This is a genomic window from Streptomyces sp. NPDC060232 (assembly GCF_042726555.1).
Taxonomy (GTDB): Bacteria; Actinomycetota; Actinomycetes; order Streptomycetales; family Streptomycetaceae; genus Streptomyces.
Genome location: NZ_JBHXAG010000010.1, coordinates 118,816 through 139,917, shown reverse-complemented (window position 1 = coordinate 139,917; position 21,102 = coordinate 118,816). Strand labels below are relative to the sequence as shown.

Genomic DNA, 21,102 nt, shown 5'->3' with positions numbered 1-21,102 from the left:
GCCGCCCGGGTGGAAGAGACCTCCGGCAGCGATGACGCTGACGAAGTGCTGAGCCATCCGCCGGAGGCATGTTCACCATGGAAGTTTCCTGGGCCCTTTGGGTCGCGACCATTCTCGGTCTGTCCCTGCTCATCGCGGTCGATTTCCTCATCGGCCGCAAGCCCCACGACGTGTCGATCAAGGAAGCCGGCACCTGGACGGTCGTCTGGATCGTCCTCGCCGCACTCTTCGGCCTCGGCCTGTGGTTCTTCGGGACCCCGCAGGCGTCGCAGGAGTTCTTCGCGGGCTTCATCACCGAGAAGTCCCTGAGCGTCGACAACCTCTTCGTCTTCGTCCTGATCATGGCGAAGTTCGCGGTGCCCTCCCACCTCCAGCAGCGGGTGCTGCTCGTGGGCGTGCTGATCGCGCTCGTCCTGCGCGCGGTCTTCATCGCCGCCGGCGCCGCGATCATCGCCAGCTTCAGCTGGGTCTTCTACATCTTCGGCGCGTTCCTGATCTACACCGCCTGGAAGCTGATCCAGGAGGCCCGCAAGGACGAGGACGAGGACGAGTTCGAGGAGAACCGCCTCCTCAAGTCCGTCGAGAAGAAGTTCGGCGTCGCCGACCGGTACCACGGCACCAAGCTCTTCATCGTCAACAACGGCAAGCGCGTGCTGACGCCGCTGATGATCGTCATGCTCGCCATCGGCACCACCGACGTGCTGTTCGCGCTGGACTCGATCCCCGCCATCTTCGGCCTCACCCAGGACCCGTACATCGTCTTCACGGCCAACGCCTTCGCGCTGATGGGCCTGCGCCAGCTGTACTTCCTCATCGGCGGCCTGCTGGAGAAGCTGGTCCACCTCAGCTACGGCCTGTCGATCATCCTCGGCTTCATCGGCGTCAAGCTCGTGCTGCACGCCCTGCACGAGTCCGGCGTGCACGTCCCGGAGATCTCGATCCCCGTCTCCCTCGGCGTCATCTGCGGTGTCCTGGTCATCACCACCATCACCAGCCTGATCGCCTCGAAGAAGCGGGCGGCGGCCGAGCCCGCCGCCCGCACCGAGAGCATCGACGCCTGATCCGGGCCGCGGACCTCTCCGCGGCCTACACGGGGGCGGCCGAAGCGGCCGCCCCCGCTTGCGTCTCCACCTCGCCGAAGCCCGCGCCCGTCCGCTTCCGCACCACCAGCGGGCTGGTCTCCGGCAGCAGCGCGAAGCAGGCGAGGCTGACCAGGGCGATCCCGGTGAGGTACGCCGCGACGCCCCACGGCGGACCGGAGCCGTCCGCCAGCGCCGTCGCCACGATCGGGGTCAGCGCCCCGCCCAGCACTCCGCCCAGGTTGTAGCCGACGGCCGCACCCGTGCAGCGGATCCGCGGGGCGTACAGCTCCGGCAGGTACGCGCCCACCACCGCGAACATCGTCACCATGCCCAGCAGCGCCACCGCGAAGCCCAGCGTCATCAGCAGCGGGTCGGCCGTCCGCATCAGCGCCACCAGCGGGAACATCCACACGGCGCTGGCCGCGCACCCGGCCAGGCACAGCGGCCGCCGCCCGTAGCGGTCGCCGAGCACCGCCATCAGCGGCGTCATCAGTCCCTTGAACGCGACGGCCGCCATGATGCAGGCCAGCATCGTCGTACGGCTCACCGAGAGGTGCTCGGTGGCGTAGGCGAGGGACCAGGTGGTGACCGCGTAGAAGACGGCGTAGCCGACCGCGAGGGCTCCGCCGGTCAGCAGGAGCAGCCGCCAGTGGCCCCGCAGCACCTCGGCGAGCGGGGCTTCGGCCCGCCGTCCGGTCGCCGCGAGCGCGCGGAACTGCGGGGTCTCCTCCACCGAGCGGCGCAGCCACAGCCCGGCCAGGGCCAGCAGCCCGGCCGCCCAGAACGGCACCCGCCACCCCCAGGAGGTGAACTGGGCGTCGGTCAGCGAGGCGGACAGCCCCAGCATCAGGCCGTTGGCCAGCAGGAATCCCACCGCAGGGCCGATCTGCGGGAAGCTCGCCCACAGTCCGCGCCGCCGCTCCGGCGCGTGCTCGGCGGTCAGCAGCACCGCCCCGCCCCACTCCCCGCCGAGCCCGAGGCCCTGGAGGAAGCGCAGCAGGAGCAGCAGCACCGGCGCGGCGATGCCGATGGTCCCGTACGCCGGTACGCAGCCGACGGCGACCGTGGCGAGGCCGGTGAGCAGCAGGGAGGCCAGCAGGACCGGGCGCCGGCCGTACCGGTCGCCGATGTGGCCGAAGAGGGCGGACCCCAGCGGACGGGCGAGGAAGCCGACGCCGAAGGTGCCGAAGGCGGCGAGGGTCCCGGCGAGCGGGGAGAAGGACGGGAAGAAGAGCGGCCCGAGGACGAGCGCCGCGGCCGTGCCGTAGACGAAGAAGTCGTAGAACTCGATGGCGGTCCCGGCGAGCGCGGCTGAGGCGAGCCGCAGCATGCCGGGCCGCCGGGCGGGGCCGCCGTCGTCAGCGGCCGGCGGGGCCGAATCGGGCGTGGCGGCGGGGGCGGGGGGCGGGGAGGGGTCCTGTTGCATGCCGCACCAGATACCGCCTCCCCGTCCGCCGGGACATGAGTTCGGCCGTCAACGACCGGAAGGAGTGCTCCGCGTCGGAAAGTTGACGCGTTGCGGTCCCTACCAGCCGCGCTCGCGCCACTCCGCCAGGTGCGGACGCTCCGCGCCGAGCGTGGTGTCGTTGCCGTGGCCGGGGTAGACCCAGGTCTCGTCCGGCAGCTGCTCGAAGAGCTTGTGCTGGACGTCGTCGAGAAGGCTCTTGAAGGCCTCCGGGTCGTCGTGGGTGTTGCCGACGCCGCCCGGGAACAGGCAGTCGCCGGTGAACACGTGCGCGTGGCCGTGCGGGTCGTCGTAGACCAGCGCGATCGAGCCGGGGGTGTGGCCGACCAGGTGCCGTGCGGTCAGCTCGACCCGCCCGACGCGCACGGTGTCCCCGTCCGCGACCGGGACGTCGGTCGCGACCGGGATGCCCTCGGCGTCGAGGGCGCCCGCGTAGGTCCTCGCTCCGGTGGCCGCCACGACCTCCGCGAGCGCGCCCCAGTGGTCGCCGTGCCGGTGGGTGGTGACGACGGAGGCGATGCCGTCGTCGCCGATCAGGTTCAGCAGCGTCTGCGGTTCGGCGGCCGCGTCGATGAGCAGCTGCTCGTCGGTGGCCCGGCAGCGCAGCAGGTAGGCGTTGTTGTTCATCGAACCCACCGCGACCTTGGAAATCATCAGGTCCGCGAGCTCGTGCACGTCGGCCGGACCGCCGACCTTGACCTCTCCGGTGTACGTCATGTGGTGATCCTAGAGGTGTCTTCCTACAACGGCGGGAGCTCGGGGAGCGGGCCGCCCGTGGTGGTCAGGGAGGCGCCCTTGTCGCCGCGGCCGGCGAGCCAGGCGAGCAGTGCGGCGGGGGAGCCGGAGACGGTCACGGCCGGGTCCCCGGCGGAGCCGGTCCGCCAGGTGCGCCCGTCGGCGGTGGCCAGTGCCGTCGCGGGCACCTCCGGGCGCCCGGACCAGCGGTCGGCGAGGAAGGCGATCTCGCGGTCGGTGAACTCCTCCGGGAGGTCGGAGAGCTCGTAGCCGATGTTCAGGTCGACGTGGTGCAGATCCACCTCGACCCAGCGGCGGAAGGGCACGTTCGCCGCGAGGTCCGTGACGCCGCCCCGCAGCTCGACGGTGCGGGACCAGTCCTGGTCGTGCTCGGTGGTGGCGAGGAAGCGGGCCGCGGAATCACGGAGGTCCGCCAGGTGTTCTTCCAGGGGTCGGCCGGCGTCGCGTGCGATGTCCGCGTCACGCGCCTCGCCGCTCTCGTACATGGGGCGGACCTCGAAGACGTTCAGGAGGGCGTCGGCGTTGCGCGCGAGGTGGGCCAGGATGTGGCCCCGGGTCCAGCCCGGGAGGTGTGACTCCTCGGACAGGGCGGCGTTGTCCAGTTTCGCGACCGCGGTCAGCAGCCGGTCCGTGGCTTCACGTACAGATCGCAGGTCGTGCACATGATCAGTCATGACTTCGAGCCTAGTGGCTCGGGGGCGGCGGCCACACGATCGGGTGATGAGGTCTGCGGAGTGCCGTAAATCGAATGTGCGTGCTATACGCTCGAAGTCCAGACTCCATCTCCGCGCAGAGGCGCCCCCCATACCCTGGGACGGGGGCCGTGCCCCCCGCTCTCTCAAGAAAGGTGCGGACCGGCGTGACCGACCGTCTCATCGTTCGTGGCGCTCGCGAGCACAACCTCAAGAACGTCTCGCTCGACCTGCCCCGCGACTCTCTCATCGTCTTCACCGGACTCTCCGGGTCGGGCAAGTCCTCCCTGGCCTTCGACACGATCTTCGCCGAAGGTCAGCGCCGCTACGTCGAGTCGCTCTCGTCGTACGCCCGTCAGTTCCTCGGGCAGATGGACAAGCCCGACGTCGACTTCATCGAGGGCCTCTCCCCGGCCGTCTCGATCGACCAGAAGTCCACCTCGCGTAACCCGCGCTCGACCGTGGGCACCATCACCGAGGTCTACGACTACCTGCGCCTCCTCTTCGCCCGCATCGGCAAGCCGCACTGCCCCGAGTGCCGCCGGCCCATCTCGCGCCAGTCGCCGCAGGCCATCGTGGACAAGGTGCTCGCGCTCCCCGAGGGCAGCCGCTTCCAGGTGCTCTCGCCGCTGGTGCGCGAGCGCAAGGGCGAGTTCGTCGACCTCTTCGCCGACCTCCAGACCAAGGGCTACAGCCGGGCGCGGGTGGACGGGCAGACCATCCAGCTCTCCGAGCCGCCGACCCTGAAGAAGCAGGAGAAGCACACGATCGAGGTGGTCATCGACCGCCTCACCGTCAAGGACAGCGCCAAGCGCCGGCTCACCGACTCCGTGGAGACGGCCCTCGGCCTCTCCGGCGGCATGGTGATCCTGGACTTCGTCGACCTCGCCGAGGACGACCCCGAGCGTGAGCGGATGTATTCCGAGCACCTCTACTGCCCGTACGACGACCTGTCCTTCGAGGAGCTGGAGCCGCGCTCCTTCTCCTTCAACTCGCCCTTCGGCGCCTGCCCCGAGTGCACCGGCATCGGCACGCGCATGGAGGTGGACCCGGAGCTGATCGTTCCCGACGAGGACAAGTCCCTCGACGAGGGCGCGGTCTCGCCGTGGTCGCTCGGCCACACCAAGGACTACTTCCAGCGGCTGATCGGCGCGCTGGCCGGGGAGCTGGGCTTCCGCACGGACATCCCGTGGGCCGGGCTGCCGGTGCGCGCGAAGAAGGCCCTGCTCTACGGCCACCGGACGCAGATCGAGGTCCGCTACCGCAACCGCTACGGGCGCGAGAGGGCATACACGACGGCCTTCGAGGGCGCCGTGCCGTTCGTGAAGCGGCGGCACTCGGAGTCCGAGAGCGACGCCAGCCGCGAGCGCTTCGAGGGCTACATGCGCGAGGTGCCCTGCCCCACCTGTCAGGGCACCCGCCTCAAGCCGATCGTGCTCGCCGTGACGGTGATGGAGAAGTCCATCGCCGAGGTCGCGGCCATGTCGATCAGCGAGTGCGCGGACTTCCTGGGGCGGATGCGCCTCGACGCCCGCGACAAGAAGATCGCCGAGCGGGTGCTGAAGGAGGTCAACGAGCGGCTCCGCTTCCTCGTGGACGTCGGTCTGGACTACCTCTCCCTCAACCGGGCCGCCGGCACCCTGTCGGGCGGTGAGGCCCAGCGCATCCGGCTCGCCACGCAGATCGGCTCCGGCCTCGTCGGCGTGCTCTACGTACTGGACGAGCCCTCCATCGGACTGCACCAGCGCGACAACCACCGGCTGATCGAGACGCTGGTGCGGCTGCGGGACATGGGCAACACCCTCATCGTGGTCGAGCACGACGAGGACACCATCAAGGTGGCCGACTGGGTCGTGGACATCGGTCCGGGCGCGGGCGAGCACGGCGGCAAGGTGGTCCACAGCGGTTCCCTCAAGGAGCTGCTGAAGAACACCGAGTCGATGACCGGGCAGTACCTGTCGGGCAAGAGGTCCATCGAGATCCCGGACATCCGCCGACCCGTGAACGGCGAGCGCAGGCTGACCGTCCACGGAGCCAAGGAGAACAACCTGCGGGACATCGACGTGTCCTTCCCGCTGGGTGTGCTCACGGCCGTGACCGGTGTCTCGGGCTCCGGAAAGTCGACCCTGGTCAACGACATCCTCTACACCCACCTGGCGCGCGAACTCAACGGCGCCCGCTCGGTGCCGGGCCGCCACACCCGTGTGGAGGGGGACGACCTCGTCGACAAGGTGGTCCACGTGGACCAGTCGCCCATCGGCCGGACGCCCCGGTCGAACCCGGCGACGTACACCGGCGTCTTCGACCACGTGCGCAAGCTCTTCGCCGAGACGATGGAGGCGAAGGTGCGCGGCTACCTGCCGGGCCGCTTCTCCTTCAACGTCAAGGGCGGCCGGTGCGAGAACTGCTCCGGCGACGGCACGATCAAGATCGAGATGAACTTCCTGCCGGACGTCTACGTCCCGTGCGAGGTCTGCCACGGCGACCGGTACAACCGGGAGACGCTGGAGGTCCACTACAAGGGCAAGTCCATCGCGGAAGTCCTGAACATGCCGATCGAGGAGGCGCTGGGCTTCTTCGAAGCGGTTCCGACGATCGCGCGGCACCTCAAGACGCTGAACGAGGTCGGACTGGGCTACGTCCGCCTCGGCCAGTCCGCGCCGACGCTGTCGGGCGGTGAGGCGCAGCGCGTGAAGCTGGCCTCCGAGCTGCAGAAGCGCTCCACGGGCCGGACGGTGTACGTGCTGGACGAGCCGACGACGGGCCTGCACTTCGAGGACATCTCGAAGCTGATCAAGGTGCTGTCGGGGCTGGTCGACAAGGGCAACTCGGTGATCGTCATCGAGCACAACCTGGACGTCATCAAGACCGCGGACTGGGTCATCGACATGGGCCCCGAAGGCGGTTACGGCGGCGGCCTGGTGGTGGCCGAGGGTACGCCCGAGCAGGTGGCCTCGGTGGGTGCGAGCCACACGGGCAAGTTCCTGCGGGACATCCTGGGCGCGGACCGGGTCTCCGACGCCGGGGCCTCCCCGGTGCGGGCCGCGGCGAAGAAGGCCCCGGCCAAGAGGGCGACCGCGGCGAAGAAGGCGGTCGCCGAGAAGAAGGCGGCCCCGGCGAAGAAGACGGCGGCCAAGAAGACGGCGACGCGGACCCGCAAAGCGTAGCCGTCCGCCGGCGGCCCCGCTGCGGGGGTGCTGCCCCCGCGGCCCCGCACGTGTGGGCGCCGGTGGGGCTGGTTCTGCCAGCCCCACCGGCGTCGGCCGGGCCCGGCGGGCCCGGCAGGCTCGCCGGTCGAGGAGTGCACCCCGGCCGTGGCCCGCAGCGTCAGGGCCGCTGGTGCCGCGCCGGGCAACGTTTGCCCGTCAGGAGCGGCGTCCGGTGCGGCGAGAGTGCGTGCCGGGCGTCGCGACGCCGCGGGGCAACTCGATACAGACCCTAGCCGCCGAGTTCCGCCGCGTACGGCGGCTCCGCCCCCGGGCGGGTGCAGGTCAGGGCCGCCGCGTGCGCGGCGTAGGCCAGGACGTCCGGCCAGTCCACCGGCCCGCCCGCCGCCGCGGCGAGGCGGTGCAGGAGAGCAGCGTTGACGGTGTCGCCCGCCCCGATCGTGTCCGCCACCGCGACCGGTCGGGCCGCGGCCGAGTACTCGGCGCCCTCCCGGGTCCAGACCGTCAGGCCCGCCGGCCCACGGGTCAGCACCACCGCCGAGGGACCGGCCGCCAGCCAGTCGCCGGCCCGCCCGCCCAGCCAGGCCGCGTCCTCCTCCGACAGCTTCAGCACGCCCGTGTACGGCAGCAGCCGGTCGGCGAAGCGCGCGCGGTAACCCTCCGGGTCCGCGATCAGCGCCGGCCGGATGTTCGGGTCCAGCAGGGTCAGGAGCCCGCGCCGCGACTCCCGGCGCAGCAGGGCCTCGTACGCGCTCGCGCCCGGCTCCAGGACGAGCGAGCAGGTGCCGAGCGCGAGGGCTCGTACCCCCGCCGGGAGGGCGGGCGGCAGGGTGAACAGCCGGTCCGCGGTGCCCTCGACGTAGAACCCGTACGAGGCCGAGCCGTCCGGGGCCAGCGACGGCACGGCGAGGGTGGTCGGCTCCGGCCCGCGCTGCACCAGCGACACGTCCACGCCGGCCGCCCGCAGCCCGGCCAGCAGGCTCTCGCCGAAACCGTCCGTCGAGACCCGGGAGCAGAAGGCGACCGCGGCGCCGAGGCGCCCGAGGGCGCGCGCGGTGTTGTACGGGCCGCCGCCCGGCCGGGGCAGCAGTGCGCCCGGCGGCCCGGCCGCGGGCACCAGGTCGATGAGGGCTTCTCCGCCGACGACGATCACGCGGAGGAAGGTACTCCATGGGGCGGCGGTATCGTCGGGTGGGCCGTCCGGCCCGTCACCCCCCGTCCGTGCACCTCAGGAGAACCGCATGCCCGCGCCGCAGCCCGCCGCCCGCCGTACCGTCCTCAAGGGCGCCGCCGCGCTCGCGGGGGCCGCCGGCACCGGGGCGGCGCTCACGGCCTGCTCCACGCAGACCAACAGCGGCGGAAACACCCCCGCCACCCCCACCGCACCCGTCGAGCTGGGCGCCGCGGCCGACGTCCCCGTGGGCGGCGCGAAGCTCTACCGGGAGCGGAAGCTGATCGTCAGCTGCCCGGCGGAGGGGCAGTACAAGGCGTTCAGCGCCCAGTGCACGCACGCCGGCTGCGTCCTCGACAAGATCGTCGAAGGGGAGGGGAACTGCCCCTGCCACGGCAGCCGTTTCGACGTGTCGACGGGCAAGGTCCTGCGCGGCCCGGCCGACCGGCCGCTGCCGGAGGTGCCGGTCCGCGCGGAGAACGGCAGGCTCGTCGCGGGCTGACCCGCGCCGGGCACCGGCAGGCCGTCACGCGTCAGTCCCAGTCCCAGGCGATCCCGAGGATCCCGCGCCGCACCGCCTGCTCCACCAGGTGCACCGCCCGGTGCCGGCCGCTCGGTGTCAGGTCCGCCAGGCCGGTGCGCGGGGCGTCCGGACCGCTGCGGGCGAAACGCCGGCAGCGCACCGGGAGGGCCGCCTCGTCGAAGCGGACCTGGAGCACGTACTGGCCGCCCGCGTAGCTGAAACCGCGCACGTACTCGCCGCTGCGGGGCCCCGTGCCGTCCTCGACGCCGTAGCCGAACACATAGGTGTCGCCGCGTCTCAGCCGGGCGTCGAAGAGCAGCTCCGCGACCACCACCCCGGCCTCCGGATGGGCCCGCACCCGGCCCGTACGGCAGTTCTCGTACGCCGTCACGCGTACCCGGGACACGTCGCAGCCCCGGTCTCCTTGGTGGACGGCGAGGTAGCGGTCGACACCGTCCCGGTGCGCCCGGACGATCTGCTGCGACTCGCGGATCCGCAGCTCGCCCGCCGGTCCGATGCGGACCCGCTCGTGGTGGCCGAGCGAGTGCAGCCCGCCGTCCGGCGGGAGGTCCATCCCTTCGAGCAGCCGCTCCACCGTCCCGCCCCCGCTGAACAGTGCCCGGTAGGAGCGCCCGGCGGGCCGGGTGGGCCCGGAGGGACCGGCGCCGGGCACCGGGGCCGCCAGCAGCCGGACCAGGGCTCCGTCGGGCAGCTCCAGGATCCGCTCCAGGGCGGTGACGGCCCGCAGGGACTCCGGACGGCGCGGTGTGCGGGCGCCCTGCTGCCAGTAACTGAGGCTGGTCACGCCGACCTTGATGCCCTGCGCCGCGAGCCGGTGCTGCACCCGCTGCAGCGGCAGCCCGCGGGCTGCGAGAGCGGCGCGCAGGGCGAGGTGGAAGGGGCCGCCGCGCAACAGCCGGTCCAGTTCGGCCATGCCTGCGGGATCCGTGGAAGGCCGCATGGCGACTCCTCTGTGAACGTTCACACGCGCCGGGGTGGGGGATCACGGCGGCAGCCACGGGGGGCCTGGTGGAACGGCAGCAACCGTTCACACCGCAGCCCCACCGTTCACACTGCAACGTCATCGCGTATTCAAGCGCGTTGACCTGATCGCGACAACTCCCTGATGCTCCTCCACAGCGTCCGGACGCGCTCCTCCACCCCCCCCACTCCCCACTTCGGGAGGAACGCGATGCGCAACCGAAACCGGCGGCTTTCCCCGGCCGCCGCCCTCACCGCCCTGCTCAGCGCCCTGATCCTCGCCCTGCCCGCCGGCACCGCCACCGCCGCGGAGGCCGGCACCGACTCCGCCCTCGCCTACAAACGCCTCGGCATCACCATGCAGGCACAGCAGAAGACCAACTGGTGCTGGGCCGCCGGCGGCAACACCATTGCCACCTGGTTCGGCCGGAACTACTCGCAGAACCAGTTCTGCAACGCCGCCTTCAACCGCCCGCAGGGCACCGACTGCCCCAACAACCAGGCCACCCTCGGCAACGTCCAGACCGGACTGCGCTGGGCGGGCGTCAGCCCCGGCTCGTACGTCAACGGCTGGCTGCAGTACTCCACCGTCCAGACCGAGATCAACGCGGGCCGGCCGATCGAGACCCGTATCCAGTGGTCGAACGGCGGCGGCCACATGCACGTCGTCTACGGCTACGACACCGCGGGCAACTGGGTCTACTGGGGCGACCCCTGGCCCTCCAGCGACCGCTACAACTGGGCCTCCCACGCCTGGTACGTCAACAACAACACCTTCTCCTGGACCCACTCCCTCTACCGGATCGGGGCGTGAGCGCCATGACCCTGCGCGCTTCGGCCGCCGCGGCCGTCTTCGCCGCCACCGCCCTCCTCGGACTCGCCCCGCAGGCCGCCGCCGCGGCCCCCGAGCCGCAGTCTGTGCCGCAGCCCCAGGCGGCCACCGCCGAGAACCGGGCGGCCGCCGGGCAGGCGGCCACCGCCCCCGACACCCTGGCCACGCTCTCCCGGTTCTTCGCCCGGGAGGGCAAGGTCTCCCTCGCCGCCGCGCAGCCCCGCATCGAGGGCGAGGCGATACCGGTCAACTACCTCTCCCCGGACTTCGTCGCGGGCCGGGCCGGTGCGTCCGTCGCCCGCCTGGAGTTCCTCGCCAGCAAGGCGGTCTCCTCCGACGGGCAGCAGGCCGCCCTGTGGACCGCCCGCACGGAGACCGGCTGGCAGGTCGTGAACATCGCCACCGGCGACGACGAGTTCCGCTACGCGCAACTGGGCGCCGCGAAACTGCCCGGCGGGACCGTCTTCCGGGAACCGCAGATCGACGCCTGGTACGTGGCCGGCGGCGGCCGGGTGCTGCCGCTGGACGAGGACGCCGTGCGTGCCGTGGGCGGCGGGGGCACGACGCTCGGCGCCTACCGGGCGCGGGTCGCCAAGGCGTACGGGGACAAGCTCCCCGGCTCCGCCTATGCCGAGGGTGGCATGGCGGGCGGTTACGCCGAGCCGGCCGGCTCGGACTCCGGCCCGGCCCCGGGCGGGCTGCTGGCCGGCGGGGCCGGGGTGCTCGCGTTGGGCGGGGCCGGGGTGCTGCTTCTGCGCCGCCGCCGGGCCGCCGTCGCGTAGCCCCACGCCGCAGGGCCCGGCTTCGCCAGGGGCCGGGCCCTGCGGGCGGCCCTCCCCGCCCCGCCCTTTCACCGTTTCCCGGGGCTCCGCCCCGGACCCCGCGCCTCAAACGCCGGCGGGGCTGAAAGAGCGGGGCGCCCGTGCGGCGGGCCGGTTGCAGGGCGGACCCGGGTCCGGGAGGCCTGCAGGGCACCGGCGGCCGCCGGATCCGCGTACCGTGCCGGAGGCCGGACGGCTGCGGGGCGTTGTCGGTGCGCGCCAGTAGGGTGGTTGGCATGGCCGACCCTTCCAGCTACCGCCCCCAGCCGGGGCAGGTCCCCGACTCCCCGGGGGTCTACAGGTTCCGCGACGAGCACCGCCGGGTGATCTACGTCGGGAAGGCCAAGAGCCTGCGCCAGCGCCTGGCCAACTACTTCCAGGACGTCGCGGGCCTGCACCCCCGTACCGCCACCATGGTGACCACGGCCGCCTCCGTCGAGTGGACCGTGGTCTCCACCGAGGTCGAGGCGCTGCAGCTGGAGTACTCCTGGATCAAGGAGTACGACCCCCGGTTCAACGTCAAGTACCGGGACGACAAGAGCTACCCCTCTCTCGCCGTCACGCTCAATGAGCAGTACCCCCGCGTCCAGGTCATGCGGGGCCCCAAGAAGAAGGGCGTGCGCTACTTCGGTCCGTACGCCCACGCCTGGGCGATCCGCGAGACCGTCGACCTGATGCTCCGGGTGTTCCCGGTGCGGACCTGCTCCGCCGGAGTGTTCAAGCGCTCCGCCCAGATCGGCCGGCCCTGCCTGCTCGGCTACATCGGCAAGTGCTCCGCGCCCTGCGTCGGCCGGGTCACCCCCGAGGAGCACCGCGAACTGGCCGAGGACTTCTGCGACTTCATGGCCGGCCGCACCGGCGCCTACCTCTCCCGGCTGGAGAAGGAGATGCACGCGGCGGCCGAGGAGATGGAGTACGAGAAGGCCGCCCGGCTGCGCGACGACATCGGTGCGCTGCGCCGCGCCATGGAGAAGAACGCCGTGGTGCTCGCCGACGCCACCGACGCCGACCTGATCGCCGTCGCCGAGGACGAGCTCGAAGCCGCCGTGCAGATCTTCCACGTCCGCGGCGGCCGCGTCCGCGGCCAGCGCGGCTGGGTCACCGACAAGGTCGAGGCCGTCGACACCGCCGGGCTCGTCGAGCACGCACTCCAGCAGCTCTACGGCGAGGAGAAGGGCGAGGCCGTCCCCAAAGAAGTGCTGGTCCCCGCGCTCCCCGAGGACACGCCCGCGCTGGGCCAGTGGCTCGCCGAGCGCCGCGGGTCCCAGGTCAGCCTGCGGATACCGCAGCGCGGCGACAAGAAGGCCCTCATGGAGACCGTCCACCGCAACGCGCAGCAGTCCCTCGCCCTGCACAAGACCAAGCGCGCCAGCGACCTCACCACCCGCTCCCGGGCGCTGGAGGAGATCGCCGAGGCGCTGGAGCTGGACAGCGCACCGCTGCGCATCGAGTGCTTCGACATCTCCCACCTCCAGGGGGACGACGTCGTCGCGTCCATGGTCGTCTTCGAGGACGGCCTGGCCCGCAAGAGCGAGTACCGGCGCTTCCAGGTCAAGTCCTTCGAGGGACAGGACGACGTCCGGTCCATGCACGAGGTGGTCTCCCGGCGCTTCCGGCGCTACCTGCTGGAGAAGTCCAAGACGGGGGAGTGGGACCCCCAGGCCCCCCAGGCCCCCCAGGACGGCGAGGACGGGCCGCCCGAGGACGACGGCAAGCCCAAGCGCTTTGCCTACCCGCCCCAGCTCGTCGTCGTCGACGGCGGGCAGCCGCAGGTCGCCGCCGCCCAGCGCGCCCTGGACGAGCTCGGCATCGACGACGTCGCCGTCTGCGGCCTGGCCAAGCGGCTGGAGGAGGTCTGGGTGCCCGGCGAGGACGACCCCGTCGTCCTGCCCCGCACCAGCGAGGGCCTCTACCTGCTCCAGCGGGTACGTGACGAAGCCCACCGCTTCGCCATCCAGTACCAGCGCAGCAAGCGCGGCAAGCGCCTGAAGGCGGGGCCGCTGGACGAGGTGCCCGGCCTCGGCGAGAGCCGCAAGCAGGCCCTGGTGAAGCACTTCGGTTCGGTGAAGAAGCTGAGACAGGCGACAATCGACCAGATCTGCGAGGTCCCGGGCATAGGACGGAAGACGGCCGAGACCGTGGCCGCGGCCCTCGCCGGGGCGGTCCCCGCCGGTCCTGCCGTCAACACGGCCACAGGAGAGATCATTGAGGATGAGAACCCCGCGCCAGCGGGAGCATCGTCCGAACGGGGGACCGAGCAATGACCGAGCACGAGACCACGCACGACCGAGACGGAGCACAGGTGAGTACGGGCACGACAACGGAGCCCGGCGAGACCGCCGAGGCGGCCATCCCCGAGCTGGTGATCATCTCCGGTATGTCCGGGGCCGGCCGCAGCACGGCGGCCAAGTGTCTGGAGGACCTCGGCTGGTTCGTCGTCGACAACCTGCCGCCCGCGCTGATCCCCACCATGGTGGAGCTCGGCGCCCGCTCTCAGGGCAACGTGGCCCGCATCGCGGTCGTCGTCGACGTCCGCGGCCGGCAGTTCTTCGACGCCCTGCGCGAGTCCCTTGCCGACCTCGACAGCAAGGGCGTCACCCGCCGCATCGTCTTCCTGGAGTCCTCCGACGACGCGCTGGTCCGCCGCTTCGAGTCGGTCCGCCGCCCGCACCCGCTCCAGGGTGACGGCCGCATCACCGACGGCATCGCCGCCGAGCGCGACCTCCTGCGCGAGCTGCGCGGCGACGCCGACCTGGTGATCGACACCTCCAGCCTCAACGTGCACGAGCTGCGCGCCAAGATGGACGCCCAGTTCGCCGGCGACGAGGAGCCCGAGCTGCGGGCCACCGTCATGTCCTTCGGCTACAAGTACGGCCTCCCCGTCGACGCCGACCTCGTCGTCGACTGCCGCTTCATCCCGAACCCGCACTGGGTCCCGGAGCTGCGCCCCTTCACCGGGCTCAACGAGGAGGTGTCGGGATACGTCTTCAGCCAGCCCGGCGCCAAGGAGTTCCTCGACCGGTACACCGAGCTGCTCCAGCTCATCGCCACCGGCTACCGCCGTGAGGGCAAGCGGTACGTGACCATCGCGGTCGGGTGCACGGGCGGCAAGCACCGCAGCGTGGCCATGTCCGAGAAGCTCGCCGCCCGCCTCGCCTCCGAGGGAGTCGAGACCGTCGTCGTCCACCGGGACATGGGGCGCGAGTGACCGCACGGACCCCGCGGCTGAGCCGCCTGCGCCGCCTCACCCCGGGCCGGGGAGAGGAAGGCGCGGGCCGCTCCGGCCGCCGGAGGGGCGCCACGCCCAAGGTGGTCGCGCTCGGCGGCGGCCAGGGCCTGTCGGCCTCCCTCGCAGCCCTGCGCCGGATCACCGGTGACCTCACCGCCGTGGTCACCGTCGCCGACGACGGCGGCTCCAGCGGACGGCTCCGGGAGGAGCTCGGCGTGCTGCCGCCCGGCGACCTGCGCAAGGCGCTGGCAGCGCTGTGCGGGGACGACGACTGGGGCCAGACCTGGGCCCGCGTCATCCAGCACCGCTTCCAGTCCGAGGGCGACCTGCACGGGCACGCCGTCGGCAACCTGCTGATCGTCGCCCTGTGGGAACAGCTCGGCGACCCCGTCCAGGCCCTCGACCTGGTGGGCCGGCTGCTCGGCGCGCAGGGCCGGGTGCTGCCGATGTCGGCGGTGCCGCTGGAGCTCCAGGCCCTGGTCAGGGGCCACGACCCGGCTCGTCCCGAGGACGTCGACACCGTCCGCGGGCAGGCCACCGTGGCCCTGACCCCGGGCGAGGTGCTCTCCGTACAGGTCGTGCCGGGCGCCCCGCCGGCCGTGCCGGAGGCCGTCGCGGCGGTCCTGGACGCCGACTGGGTGGTGCTGGGTCCCGGCTCGTGGTTCTCCTCCGTGATTCCGCACCTGCTGGTGCCGGAACTGCTGGACGCGCTCGTCGAGACCAAGGCCCGGCGGGTGCTGTCGCTGAACCTCGCGCCGCAGCCCGGCGAAACAGAGGGCTTCTCTCCGCAGCGTCATTTGGAGGTTTTGGCCCGACACGCCCCTAAACTCGCCCTGGACGTGGTGCTGGCCGACGAGGCCGCCGTGCCCGACCGCGAGTCCCTTGCCGATGCCGCGAAGCGGTTCGGTGCCGCGGTCGAGCTGGCCCCCGTGGCCAGGCAGGACGGCTCACCGAAGCACGACCCGGAGCTGCTTGCCGCCGCGTACGACCGTATTTTTCGGATGCATGGAAGGATCGGCCCATGGCGATGACGCCAGCGGTGAAGGATGAGATCTCCCGGCTCCCCGTCACCCGGACCTGCTGCAGAAAAGCGGAGGTCTCGGCGATCCTTCGGTTCGCGGGCGGGCTGCACCTGGTGAGCGGCCGGATCGTCATCGAGGCGGAGCTCGACACCGGGATCGCCGCACGCCGCCTGCGCAAGGACATCCTGGAGATCTTCGGCCACTCCTCGGACCTGGTGGTGATGGCCCCCGGCGGACTGCGCCGCGGCAGCCGCTACGTGGTGCGCGTCGTCGCCGGAGGCGACCAGCTGGCACGCCAGACGGGCCTCGTGGACGGCCGCGGACGCCCCATCCGGGGGCTTCCGCCCCAGGTGGTCTCCGGTGCCACCTGCGACGCCGAGGCGGCGTGGCGCGGCGCCTTCCTGGCCCACGGCTCGCTCACCGAACCGGGCCGGTCCTCCTCCCTGGAGGTCACCTGCCCCGGCCCGGAGGCCGCCCTGGCCCTGGTGGGCGCCGCCCGCAGGCTCTCCATCGCCGCCAAGGCGCGCGAGGTGCGAGGGGTGGACCGGGTCGTCGTCCGCGACGGCGACGCGATCGGCGCCCTGCTGACCCGGCTCGGCGCGCACGAGTCGGTGCTGGCCTGGGAGGAGCGGCGGATGCGGCGCGAGGTGCGTGCCACCGCCAACCGCCTCGCCAACTTCGACGACGCCAACCTGCGCCGCTCGGCGCGGGCCGCCGTGGCTGCCGGAGCCCGCGTCCAGCGCGCGCTGGAGATCCTCGGCGAGGAGGTCCCCGAGCACCTCGCCGCGGCCGGCCGGCTGCGCATGGAGCACAAGCAGGCCTCCCTGGAGGAGCTGGGCGCGCTCGCCGACCCACCGCTGACCAAGGACGCCGTCGCCGGCCGGATCCGGCGCCTGCTGGCGATGGCCGACAAGCGGGCCCAGGACCTCGGCATCCCGGGCACCGAGTCGAACCTCGACCTCAGCGAGGAGATGGCCGACAACATGGCCGGATAACCGGTCGCCCACGCACCCCCCTACGGCAGAAGGGGCTCGCGCGATCACTCGTGCGGCCCCTTTGCGGTATGCCCCATTGACATGAGCATGGGCCGGTCTTGAGTCTGGCGTCCGAACCTTTCGTGGCAGCCGACGCCCAGGGGGGCACATGAGTCACCGCGCGAGAGTCGTCCTCGCCGCAAGCGCACTCGTTCTCGGAACCACACTCGCCGCCTTGCCCGCGACCGCCCAGGCGCGGCCCGGCACCGCCGCGTCCGGCTCCGCCTCCGGCGCCGAGGAGGTGCGGGTCTACGACGCCGACATCACCCGGGAACAGGTGCCGCTCGTCCTCGCGGCCGGCCAGGACGCCCACGAGCTCACCGAGCGCGCCCCGGAGACCGGGACCGCCCGGGTCGAGCTCTTCCTCACCGGAGCCCAGGCAGGCGAGCTGGCCGCCCAGGGCGTCAAGCTCGCCGAGCGCAGGATCCCGGCCCAGGGCCTGGCCCGGGCCGAAGCGGCCGGCGACGGCGTGTTCCGCCCGTACAGCGGCAAGGGCGGCCTCCAGGAGGAGATCCTGCGCACGGCCCAGGAGCACCCGGCGCTCACCAAGGTCGTCTCCATCGGCAAGACCGTCCAGGGCAAGGACATCCTCGCCCTGAAGGTCAGCAAGAACGCGAAGAAGACCAAGGACGGCCACAAGCCCTCCGTGCTCTACATGTCCAACCAGCACGCCCGCGAGTGGATCACCCCCGAGATGACCCGGCGGCTGATGCACCACACGCTCGACAACTACGGCAAGGACCAGCGGATCACGAAGCTGGTGGACTCCAGCGAGCTGTGGTTCCTCCTCAGCGCCAACCCCGACGGCTACGACTACACGCACGCCGCCGACGGCCGGCGGCTGTGGCGCAAGAACCTGCGCGACAACAACGGCGACGGGAAGATCACCGCGGGCGACGGTGTCGACCTCAACCGCAACTTCGCCTACAAGTGGGGCTACGACAACGAGGGCTCCTCGCCCAACCAGGCCAGCGAGACCTACCGCGGCCCCAAGGCCTCCTCCGAGCCCGAGACCGCCGCCCTCGACGCCTTCGAGAAGCGCATCGGCTTCGAGTACGCCGTCAACTACCACTCCGCCGCCGAGCTGATCCTCTACGGCGTGGGCTGGCAGGTGGCCACCCCCACGCCCGACGACGTCGCCTACCAGGCCCTCGCCGGCACCCCCGAGAACCCGGCCGTCCCCGGCTACCACCCGCAGGTGTCCTCCGAGCTGTACACCACCAACGGCGAGGCCGACGGCCATGCCTCCAACGTCAACGGCATCATGATGTTCACGCCGGAGATGACCACCTGCCAGACCGCCTCCGCGGCCGACCCGGACGACCGGTGGAAGCCCGAGGACTGCGCCTCCGGCTTCAACTTCCCGGACGACGAGAAGCTCATCCAGGCGGAGTTCGCCAAGAACATCCCCTTCGCCCTCGCGGTCGGTGAGAGCGCCGCGCACCCGGACCGGCCCGCGTCCTCCGTCGGCCTGAGCGCGGCCGACTTCACCGTCGACCCCTTCACCACCTCCTACGCGGCCCGCGGCCAGGACCAGGAGGTCGCCGTCACGGCCCGCAAGGCGCTGAGGGACAAGGAGCTGAACTACCGGATCAACGGCGGCCGCACGCACGACGAGGACCTCAAGCCCTGGAAGGGCGGTGACGTCTACGGCGGCGAGGACAACAACTGGTTCGACGAGTACCGCGCCGAGGTGGACGGCACCAGGCCCGGGGACAGGGTCGAGGTCTGGTTCACCGGCCGCGACCGCTCTGGCAAGCAGGTCTCCAGCGAGCACTTCACGTACACGGTGGCCGAGCGGCCCCGCGCGGACGTCCTGGTGATCGCCGAGGAGGGCGCCGCGGCCCAGCACGCCCAGAAGTACGTCGACGCGCTGCGCGCCAACGGCAGGTCCGCCGCGGTCTGGGACGTCGCCGTCTGGGGCGTCCCGCACCACCTCGGGGTCCTCTCCCACTTCGGCACGGCCGTCCACTACACCGGGGCCAAGACACCCGGCGGGGAAACGCAGTTGGCGGTCCGCGACTTCCTGAACGAGGGCGGCCGGCTGATCGAGGCCGGTGAGCTGGCCGGCGGCAACGCCCAGGTCGGCCGCGCCGTGACGAACGACTTCAGCCAGTACTGGCTCGGCGCCTACGGCCGCAACAGCACCCCCGGCGCCACCGGCTTCACCGGTGCCGGCGCCCTGCAGGGCGCGCACGGCGGCCTCGGCGACGCCGCGGGCAATCCGCTGGACGCCCCCGGCTCCTACACGGTGACCTCCGAGACCCTGGCGCCCGCGCAGTTCCCGCAGTTCACCAGCGCGCAGGCAGGCCGGTACACCGGGATCACGAACCCGTACGCCCCCTACGCCGGCGGTGGGATGGCCTCGGCGCTGCACACCGACAGCGACTGGAAGCGGCTCGTCCGCACCATCGACCTCACGGGAGTCACCGCGGCCGACCGGCCGCAGCTGAAGCTCGCCCTCAGCTGGAACCTGGAGGACGGCTACGACCACGCCGCACTGGAGGCCCGCAGCGCCGGCGGCGACGACTGGACCATGCTGCCGGAGGCCGGCGGCCTGAGCAGCCCCGCCGTACCGGAGGAGTGCGCGGCCGGGTTCTTCATCAACGGCCACCCGTTCCTGCGCCGCTACCTCACCCTGGAGGCCGGTGGCTGCACCCCGCACGGCACCAGCGGCCGGTGGAACACCTTCACCGGCTCATCCGGCGGCTGGAAGCAGGTCTCCTTCGACCTGAGCGCCTACGCGGGCCGGTCCGTCGAGCTCTCCCTCTCCTCCATCACCGACCCGGGCACGGGCGGACGCGGCGTATTCGCCGACGAGGTGCGGCTGTCAACCGGCGGCGGGGAGCAGGCGGCCGAGGGGTTCGAGACCTCGCTCGGCGCCTGGGCGGCCCAGGGCGCACCCGCAGGAAGCCCCGACGTCCCGGGCGACTGGTCCCGGACAGGAGAGCTCTTCCGGTCCTACGCGTCGGTGACCACGCGTGACACCGTACTTCTGGGCTTCGGCCTGGAACACCTGCCCGCGGCGGCGGATCGCGCCCTACTCGTCGGTAAGGCCCTCCGCTCGCTCAACCGCTGAACAGCGCCACCCTCGACACTCACCCAGAGTGACCGGGACCGAGGTCCCCGAGGCCCGCGACGAAAGTGTCCGGGGCGGGCCTCGGCGGAGGGTCCCCCACGAAGTGGGGGGAGTGTCAGCCCTCGACCGATGTCACCCAAAAGCTCACGGAGAGGTAGGGTCGTAAGCGGTCGGGGACATCCCATTTACAGCTCGCCGGCGCTCTCACCGGCGCACCAACGAGGAGATCGGTTCGTGACGATCCGCGTAGGCATCAACGGTTTTGGCCGCATCGGCCGCAACTACTTCCGGGCCCTCCTGGAGCAGGGAGCGGACATCGAGATCGTCGGTGTCAACGACCTGACTGACAACGCCACCCTGGTGCACCTTCTCAAGTACGACACCATCCTGGGCCGCCTCAAGGCCGAGGTGTCCCACACCGACGACACCATCACCGTCGGCGGCAACACCTTCAAGACCTTCGCCGAGCGCGACCCCGCGAACCTCCCCTGGGGCGAACTGGGCGCCGACATCGTCATCGAGTCGACCGGCATCTTCACGAAGAAGGCCGACGCCGCCAAGCACATCGCGGCCGGCGCGAAGAAGGTCCTCATCTCGGCTCCGGCCAAGGACGAGGACATCACCATCGTCATGGGCGTCAACCAGGACAAGTACGACGCGGCCAACCACCACGTCATCTCCAACGCGTCCTGCACCACGAACTGCGTGGCGCCGATGGCCAAGGTCCTCGACGAGAACTTCGGCATCGTCAAGGGGATGATGACGACGGTCCACGCGTACACGAACGACCAGCGCATCCTGGACTTCCCGCACTCGGACCTGCGCCGCGCCCGCGCCGCCGCCGAGAACATCATCCCGACCTCCACGGGTGCCGCCAAGGCCACCGCGCTGGTCCTGCCGCAGCTCAAGGGCAAGCTCGACGGCATCGCGATGCGCGTCCCGGTCCCGACCGGGTCGGTCACGGACCTCGTGCTGGAGCTCGACCGCGAGGTCACCAAGGACGAGATCAACGCCGCCTTCCAGAAGGCCTCCGAGGGCCAGCTGAAGGGCATCCTCGACTACACCGAGGACGCGATCGTCTCCTCCGACATCGTGAACTGGCCGGCGTCCTGCACCTTCGACTCCTCCCTGACCATGGTCCAGGGCAAGCAGGTCAAGGTCGTCGGCTGGTACGACAACGAGTGGGGCTACTCCAACCGCCTCGTGGACCTGACGGTCTTCGTCGGCGGCCGGCTCTGAGTTCCAGGG

General features: G+C 71.8%; 16 protein-coding genes. 11 read left to right on the top strand and 5 right to left on the bottom strand.

Annotated features, from left to right (window positions below; translation table 11 throughout):
• Positions 1 to 77: 77 nt before the first annotated feature.
• The gene (locus tag ACFWFZ_RS16970; protein ID WP_387122978.1) at positions 78 to 1,061 is read left to right on the top strand and encodes a TerC family protein; all 984 of its coding nucleotides are present in this window, start codon (positions 78 to 80) and stop codon (positions 1,059 to 1,061) included.
• A gap of 25 nt (positions 1,062 to 1,086) precedes the next feature.
• Here the strand turns inward: ACFWFZ_RS16970 and ACFWFZ_RS16965 are convergent, their stop codons facing one another.
• The 3 genes from ACFWFZ_RS16965 to ACFWFZ_RS16955 form a co-directional block, all read right to left on the bottom strand.
• Positions 1,087 to 2,412 carry an MFS transporter gene (locus ACFWFZ_RS16965; RefSeq protein WP_387123170.1) on the bottom strand — a complete coding sequence of 442 codons (1,326 nt, stop codon included), beginning with the start codon at positions 2,410 to 2,412 and terminating at the stop codon, positions 1,087 to 1,089.
• Between the two features lie 195 nt (positions 2,413 to 2,607).
• The gene (locus ACFWFZ_RS16960) at positions 2,608 to 3,264 is read right to left on the bottom strand and encodes an MBL fold metallo-hydrolase (RefSeq protein WP_030030532.1); all 657 of its coding nucleotides are present in this window, start codon (positions 3,262 to 3,264) and stop codon (positions 2,608 to 2,610) included.
• A 23-nt stretch (positions 3,265 to 3,287) separates the two neighbouring features.
• Positions 3,288 to 3,977 (bottom strand): maleylpyruvate isomerase family mycothiol-dependent enzyme, encoded by a 690-nt coding sequence (locus tag ACFWFZ_RS16955; protein WP_387122976.1) that lies wholly within the window; start codon positions 3,975 to 3,977, stop codon positions 3,288 to 3,290.
• 185 nt (positions 3,978 to 4,162) lie between these two features.
• On the opposite strand from ACFWFZ_RS16955, the gene uvrA reads away from it, so the two are divergent.
• Positions 4,163 to 7,162, top strand: coding sequence for an excinuclease ABC subunit UvrA (gene uvrA / locus ACFWFZ_RS16950; protein ID WP_387122974.1), 3,000 nt, complete (start codon positions 4,163 to 4,165; stop codon positions 7,160 to 7,162).
• 271 nt (positions 7,163 to 7,433) lie between these two features.
• On the opposite strand, the gene ACFWFZ_RS16945 is transcribed toward uvrA, so the two are convergent.
• Positions 7,434 to 8,315, bottom strand: a complete 882-nt coding sequence (locus tag ACFWFZ_RS16945; RefSeq protein WP_387122972.1) for a carbohydrate kinase — start codon at positions 8,313 to 8,315, stop codon at positions 7,434 to 7,436.
• A gap of 88 nt (positions 8,316 to 8,403) precedes the next feature.
• Here ACFWFZ_RS16945 and ACFWFZ_RS16940 point away from each other — a divergent pair, with 88 nt between their 5' ends.
• Complete coding sequence (locus ACFWFZ_RS16940) at positions 8,404 to 8,835, top strand: Rieske (2Fe-2S) protein (RefSeq protein WP_387122970.1); 432 nt, start codon at positions 8,404 to 8,406, stop codon at positions 8,833 to 8,835.
• Positions 8,836 to 8,866: 31 nt separating this feature from the next.
• Here the strand turns inward: ACFWFZ_RS16940 and ACFWFZ_RS16935 are convergent, their stop codons facing one another.
• Positions 8,867 to 9,817, bottom strand: a complete 951-nt coding sequence (locus ACFWFZ_RS16935) for a hypothetical protein (protein WP_387122968.1) — start codon at positions 9,815 to 9,817, stop codon at positions 8,867 to 8,869.
• Positions 9,818 to 10,048: 231 nt separating this feature from the next.
• On the opposite strand from ACFWFZ_RS16935, the gene ACFWFZ_RS16930 reads away from it, so the two are divergent.
• From ACFWFZ_RS16930 to gap, 8 genes are all read left to right on the top strand, one after another.
• Positions 10,049 to 10,651, top strand: coding sequence for a papain-like cysteine protease family protein (locus ACFWFZ_RS16930; protein ID WP_387122966.1), 603 nt, complete (start codon positions 10,049 to 10,051; stop codon positions 10,649 to 10,651).
• 5 nt (positions 10,652 to 10,656) lie between these two features.
• On the top strand, positions 10,657 to 11,451 hold the full coding sequence (locus tag ACFWFZ_RS16925; protein WP_387123168.1) for a hypothetical protein: 795 nt from the start codon (positions 10,657 to 10,659) through the stop codon (positions 11,449 to 11,451).
• Positions 11,452 to 11,726: 275 nt separating this feature from the next.
• Positions 11,727 to 13,754: an excinuclease ABC subunit UvrC gene (gene uvrC / locus ACFWFZ_RS16920; RefSeq protein WP_387122964.1), complete on the top strand. Its 2,028-nt coding sequence runs from the start codon at positions 11,727 to 11,729 to the stop codon at positions 13,752 to 13,754.
• Positions 13,751 to 14,698 (top strand): RNase adapter RapZ, encoded by a 948-nt coding sequence (gene rapZ / locus ACFWFZ_RS16915; protein ID WP_387122962.1) that lies wholly within the window; start codon positions 13,751 to 13,753, stop codon positions 14,696 to 14,698. The genes uvrC and rapZ overlap by 4 nt, the downstream gene beginning before the upstream one ends.
• Positions 14,695 to 15,750 carry a uridine diphosphate-N-acetylglucosamine-binding protein YvcK gene (gene yvcK / locus ACFWFZ_RS16910; RefSeq protein ID WP_387122960.1) on the top strand — a complete coding sequence of 352 codons (1,056 nt, stop codon included), beginning with the start codon at positions 14,695 to 14,697 and terminating at the stop codon, positions 15,748 to 15,750. The genes rapZ and yvcK overlap by 4 nt, the downstream gene beginning before the upstream one ends.
• Entirely contained in the window at positions 15,741 to 16,736 is a 996-nt protein-coding gene (gene whiA, locus ACFWFZ_RS16905; protein ID WP_030009075.1) for a DNA-binding protein WhiA, read from the top strand. Before yvcK ends, whiA begins: the two co-directional genes overlap by 10 nt.
• Before the next feature lie 148 nt (positions 16,737 to 16,884).
• On the top strand, positions 16,885 to 19,854 hold the full coding sequence (locus ACFWFZ_RS16900) for a M14 family zinc carboxypeptidase (protein ID WP_387122958.1): 2,970 nt from the start codon (positions 16,885 to 16,887) through the stop codon (positions 19,852 to 19,854).
• A gap of 234 nt (positions 19,855 to 20,088) precedes the next feature.
• Positions 20,089 to 21,093 (top strand): type I glyceraldehyde-3-phosphate dehydrogenase, encoded by a 1,005-nt coding sequence (gap, locus tag ACFWFZ_RS16895; RefSeq protein ID WP_030026861.1) that lies wholly within the window; start codon positions 20,089 to 20,091, stop codon positions 21,091 to 21,093.
• Positions 21,094 to 21,102 lie beyond the last annotated feature (9 nt).

Bases quoted from the DNA above. Each gene is read 5' to 3' on its own strand.
- ACFWFZ_RS16970 (WP_387122978.1), top strand. From the start codon at position 78: ATGGAAGTTTCCTGGGCCCTTTGGGTCGCGACCATTCTCGGTCTGTCC.
- ACFWFZ_RS16965 (WP_387123170.1), bottom strand. From the start codon at position 2,412: ATGCTGCGGCTCGCCTCAGCCGCGCTCGCCGGGACCGCCATCGAGTTC.
- ACFWFZ_RS16960 (WP_030030532.1), bottom strand. From the start codon at position 3,264: ATGACGTACACCGGAGAGGTCAAGGTCGGCGGTCCGGCCGACGTGCAC.
- ACFWFZ_RS16955 (WP_387122976.1), bottom strand. From the start codon at position 3,977: ATGACTGATCATGTGCACGACCTGCGATCTGTACGTGAAGCCACGGAC.
- ACFWFZ_RS16940 (WP_387122970.1), top strand. From the start codon at position 8,404: ATGCCCGCGCCGCAGCCCGCCGCCCGCCGTACCGTCCTCAAGGGCGCC.
- ACFWFZ_RS16935 (WP_387122968.1), bottom strand. From the start codon at position 9,817: ATGCGGCCTTCCACGGATCCCGCAGGCATGGCCGAACTGGACCGGCTG.
- ACFWFZ_RS16930 (WP_387122966.1), top strand. From the start codon at position 10,049: ATGCGCAACCGAAACCGGCGGCTTTCCCCGGCCGCCGCCCTCACCGCC.
- ACFWFZ_RS16925 (WP_387123168.1), top strand. From the start codon at position 10,657: ATGACCCTGCGCGCTTCGGCCGCCGCGGCCGTCTTCGCCGCCACCGCC.
- uvrC (WP_387122964.1), top strand. From the start codon at position 11,727: ATGGCCGACCCTTCCAGCTACCGCCCCCAGCCGGGGCAGGTCCCCGAC.
- rapZ (WP_387122962.1), top strand. From the start codon at position 13,751: ATGACCGAGCACGAGACCACGCACGACCGAGACGGAGCACAGGTGAGT.
- whiA (WP_030009075.1), top strand. From the start codon at position 15,741: ATGGCGATGACGCCAGCGGTGAAGGATGAGATCTCCCGGCTCCCCGTC.
- ACFWFZ_RS16900 (WP_387122958.1), top strand. From the start codon at position 16,885: ATGAGTCACCGCGCGAGAGTCGTCCTCGCCGCAAGCGCACTCGTTCTC.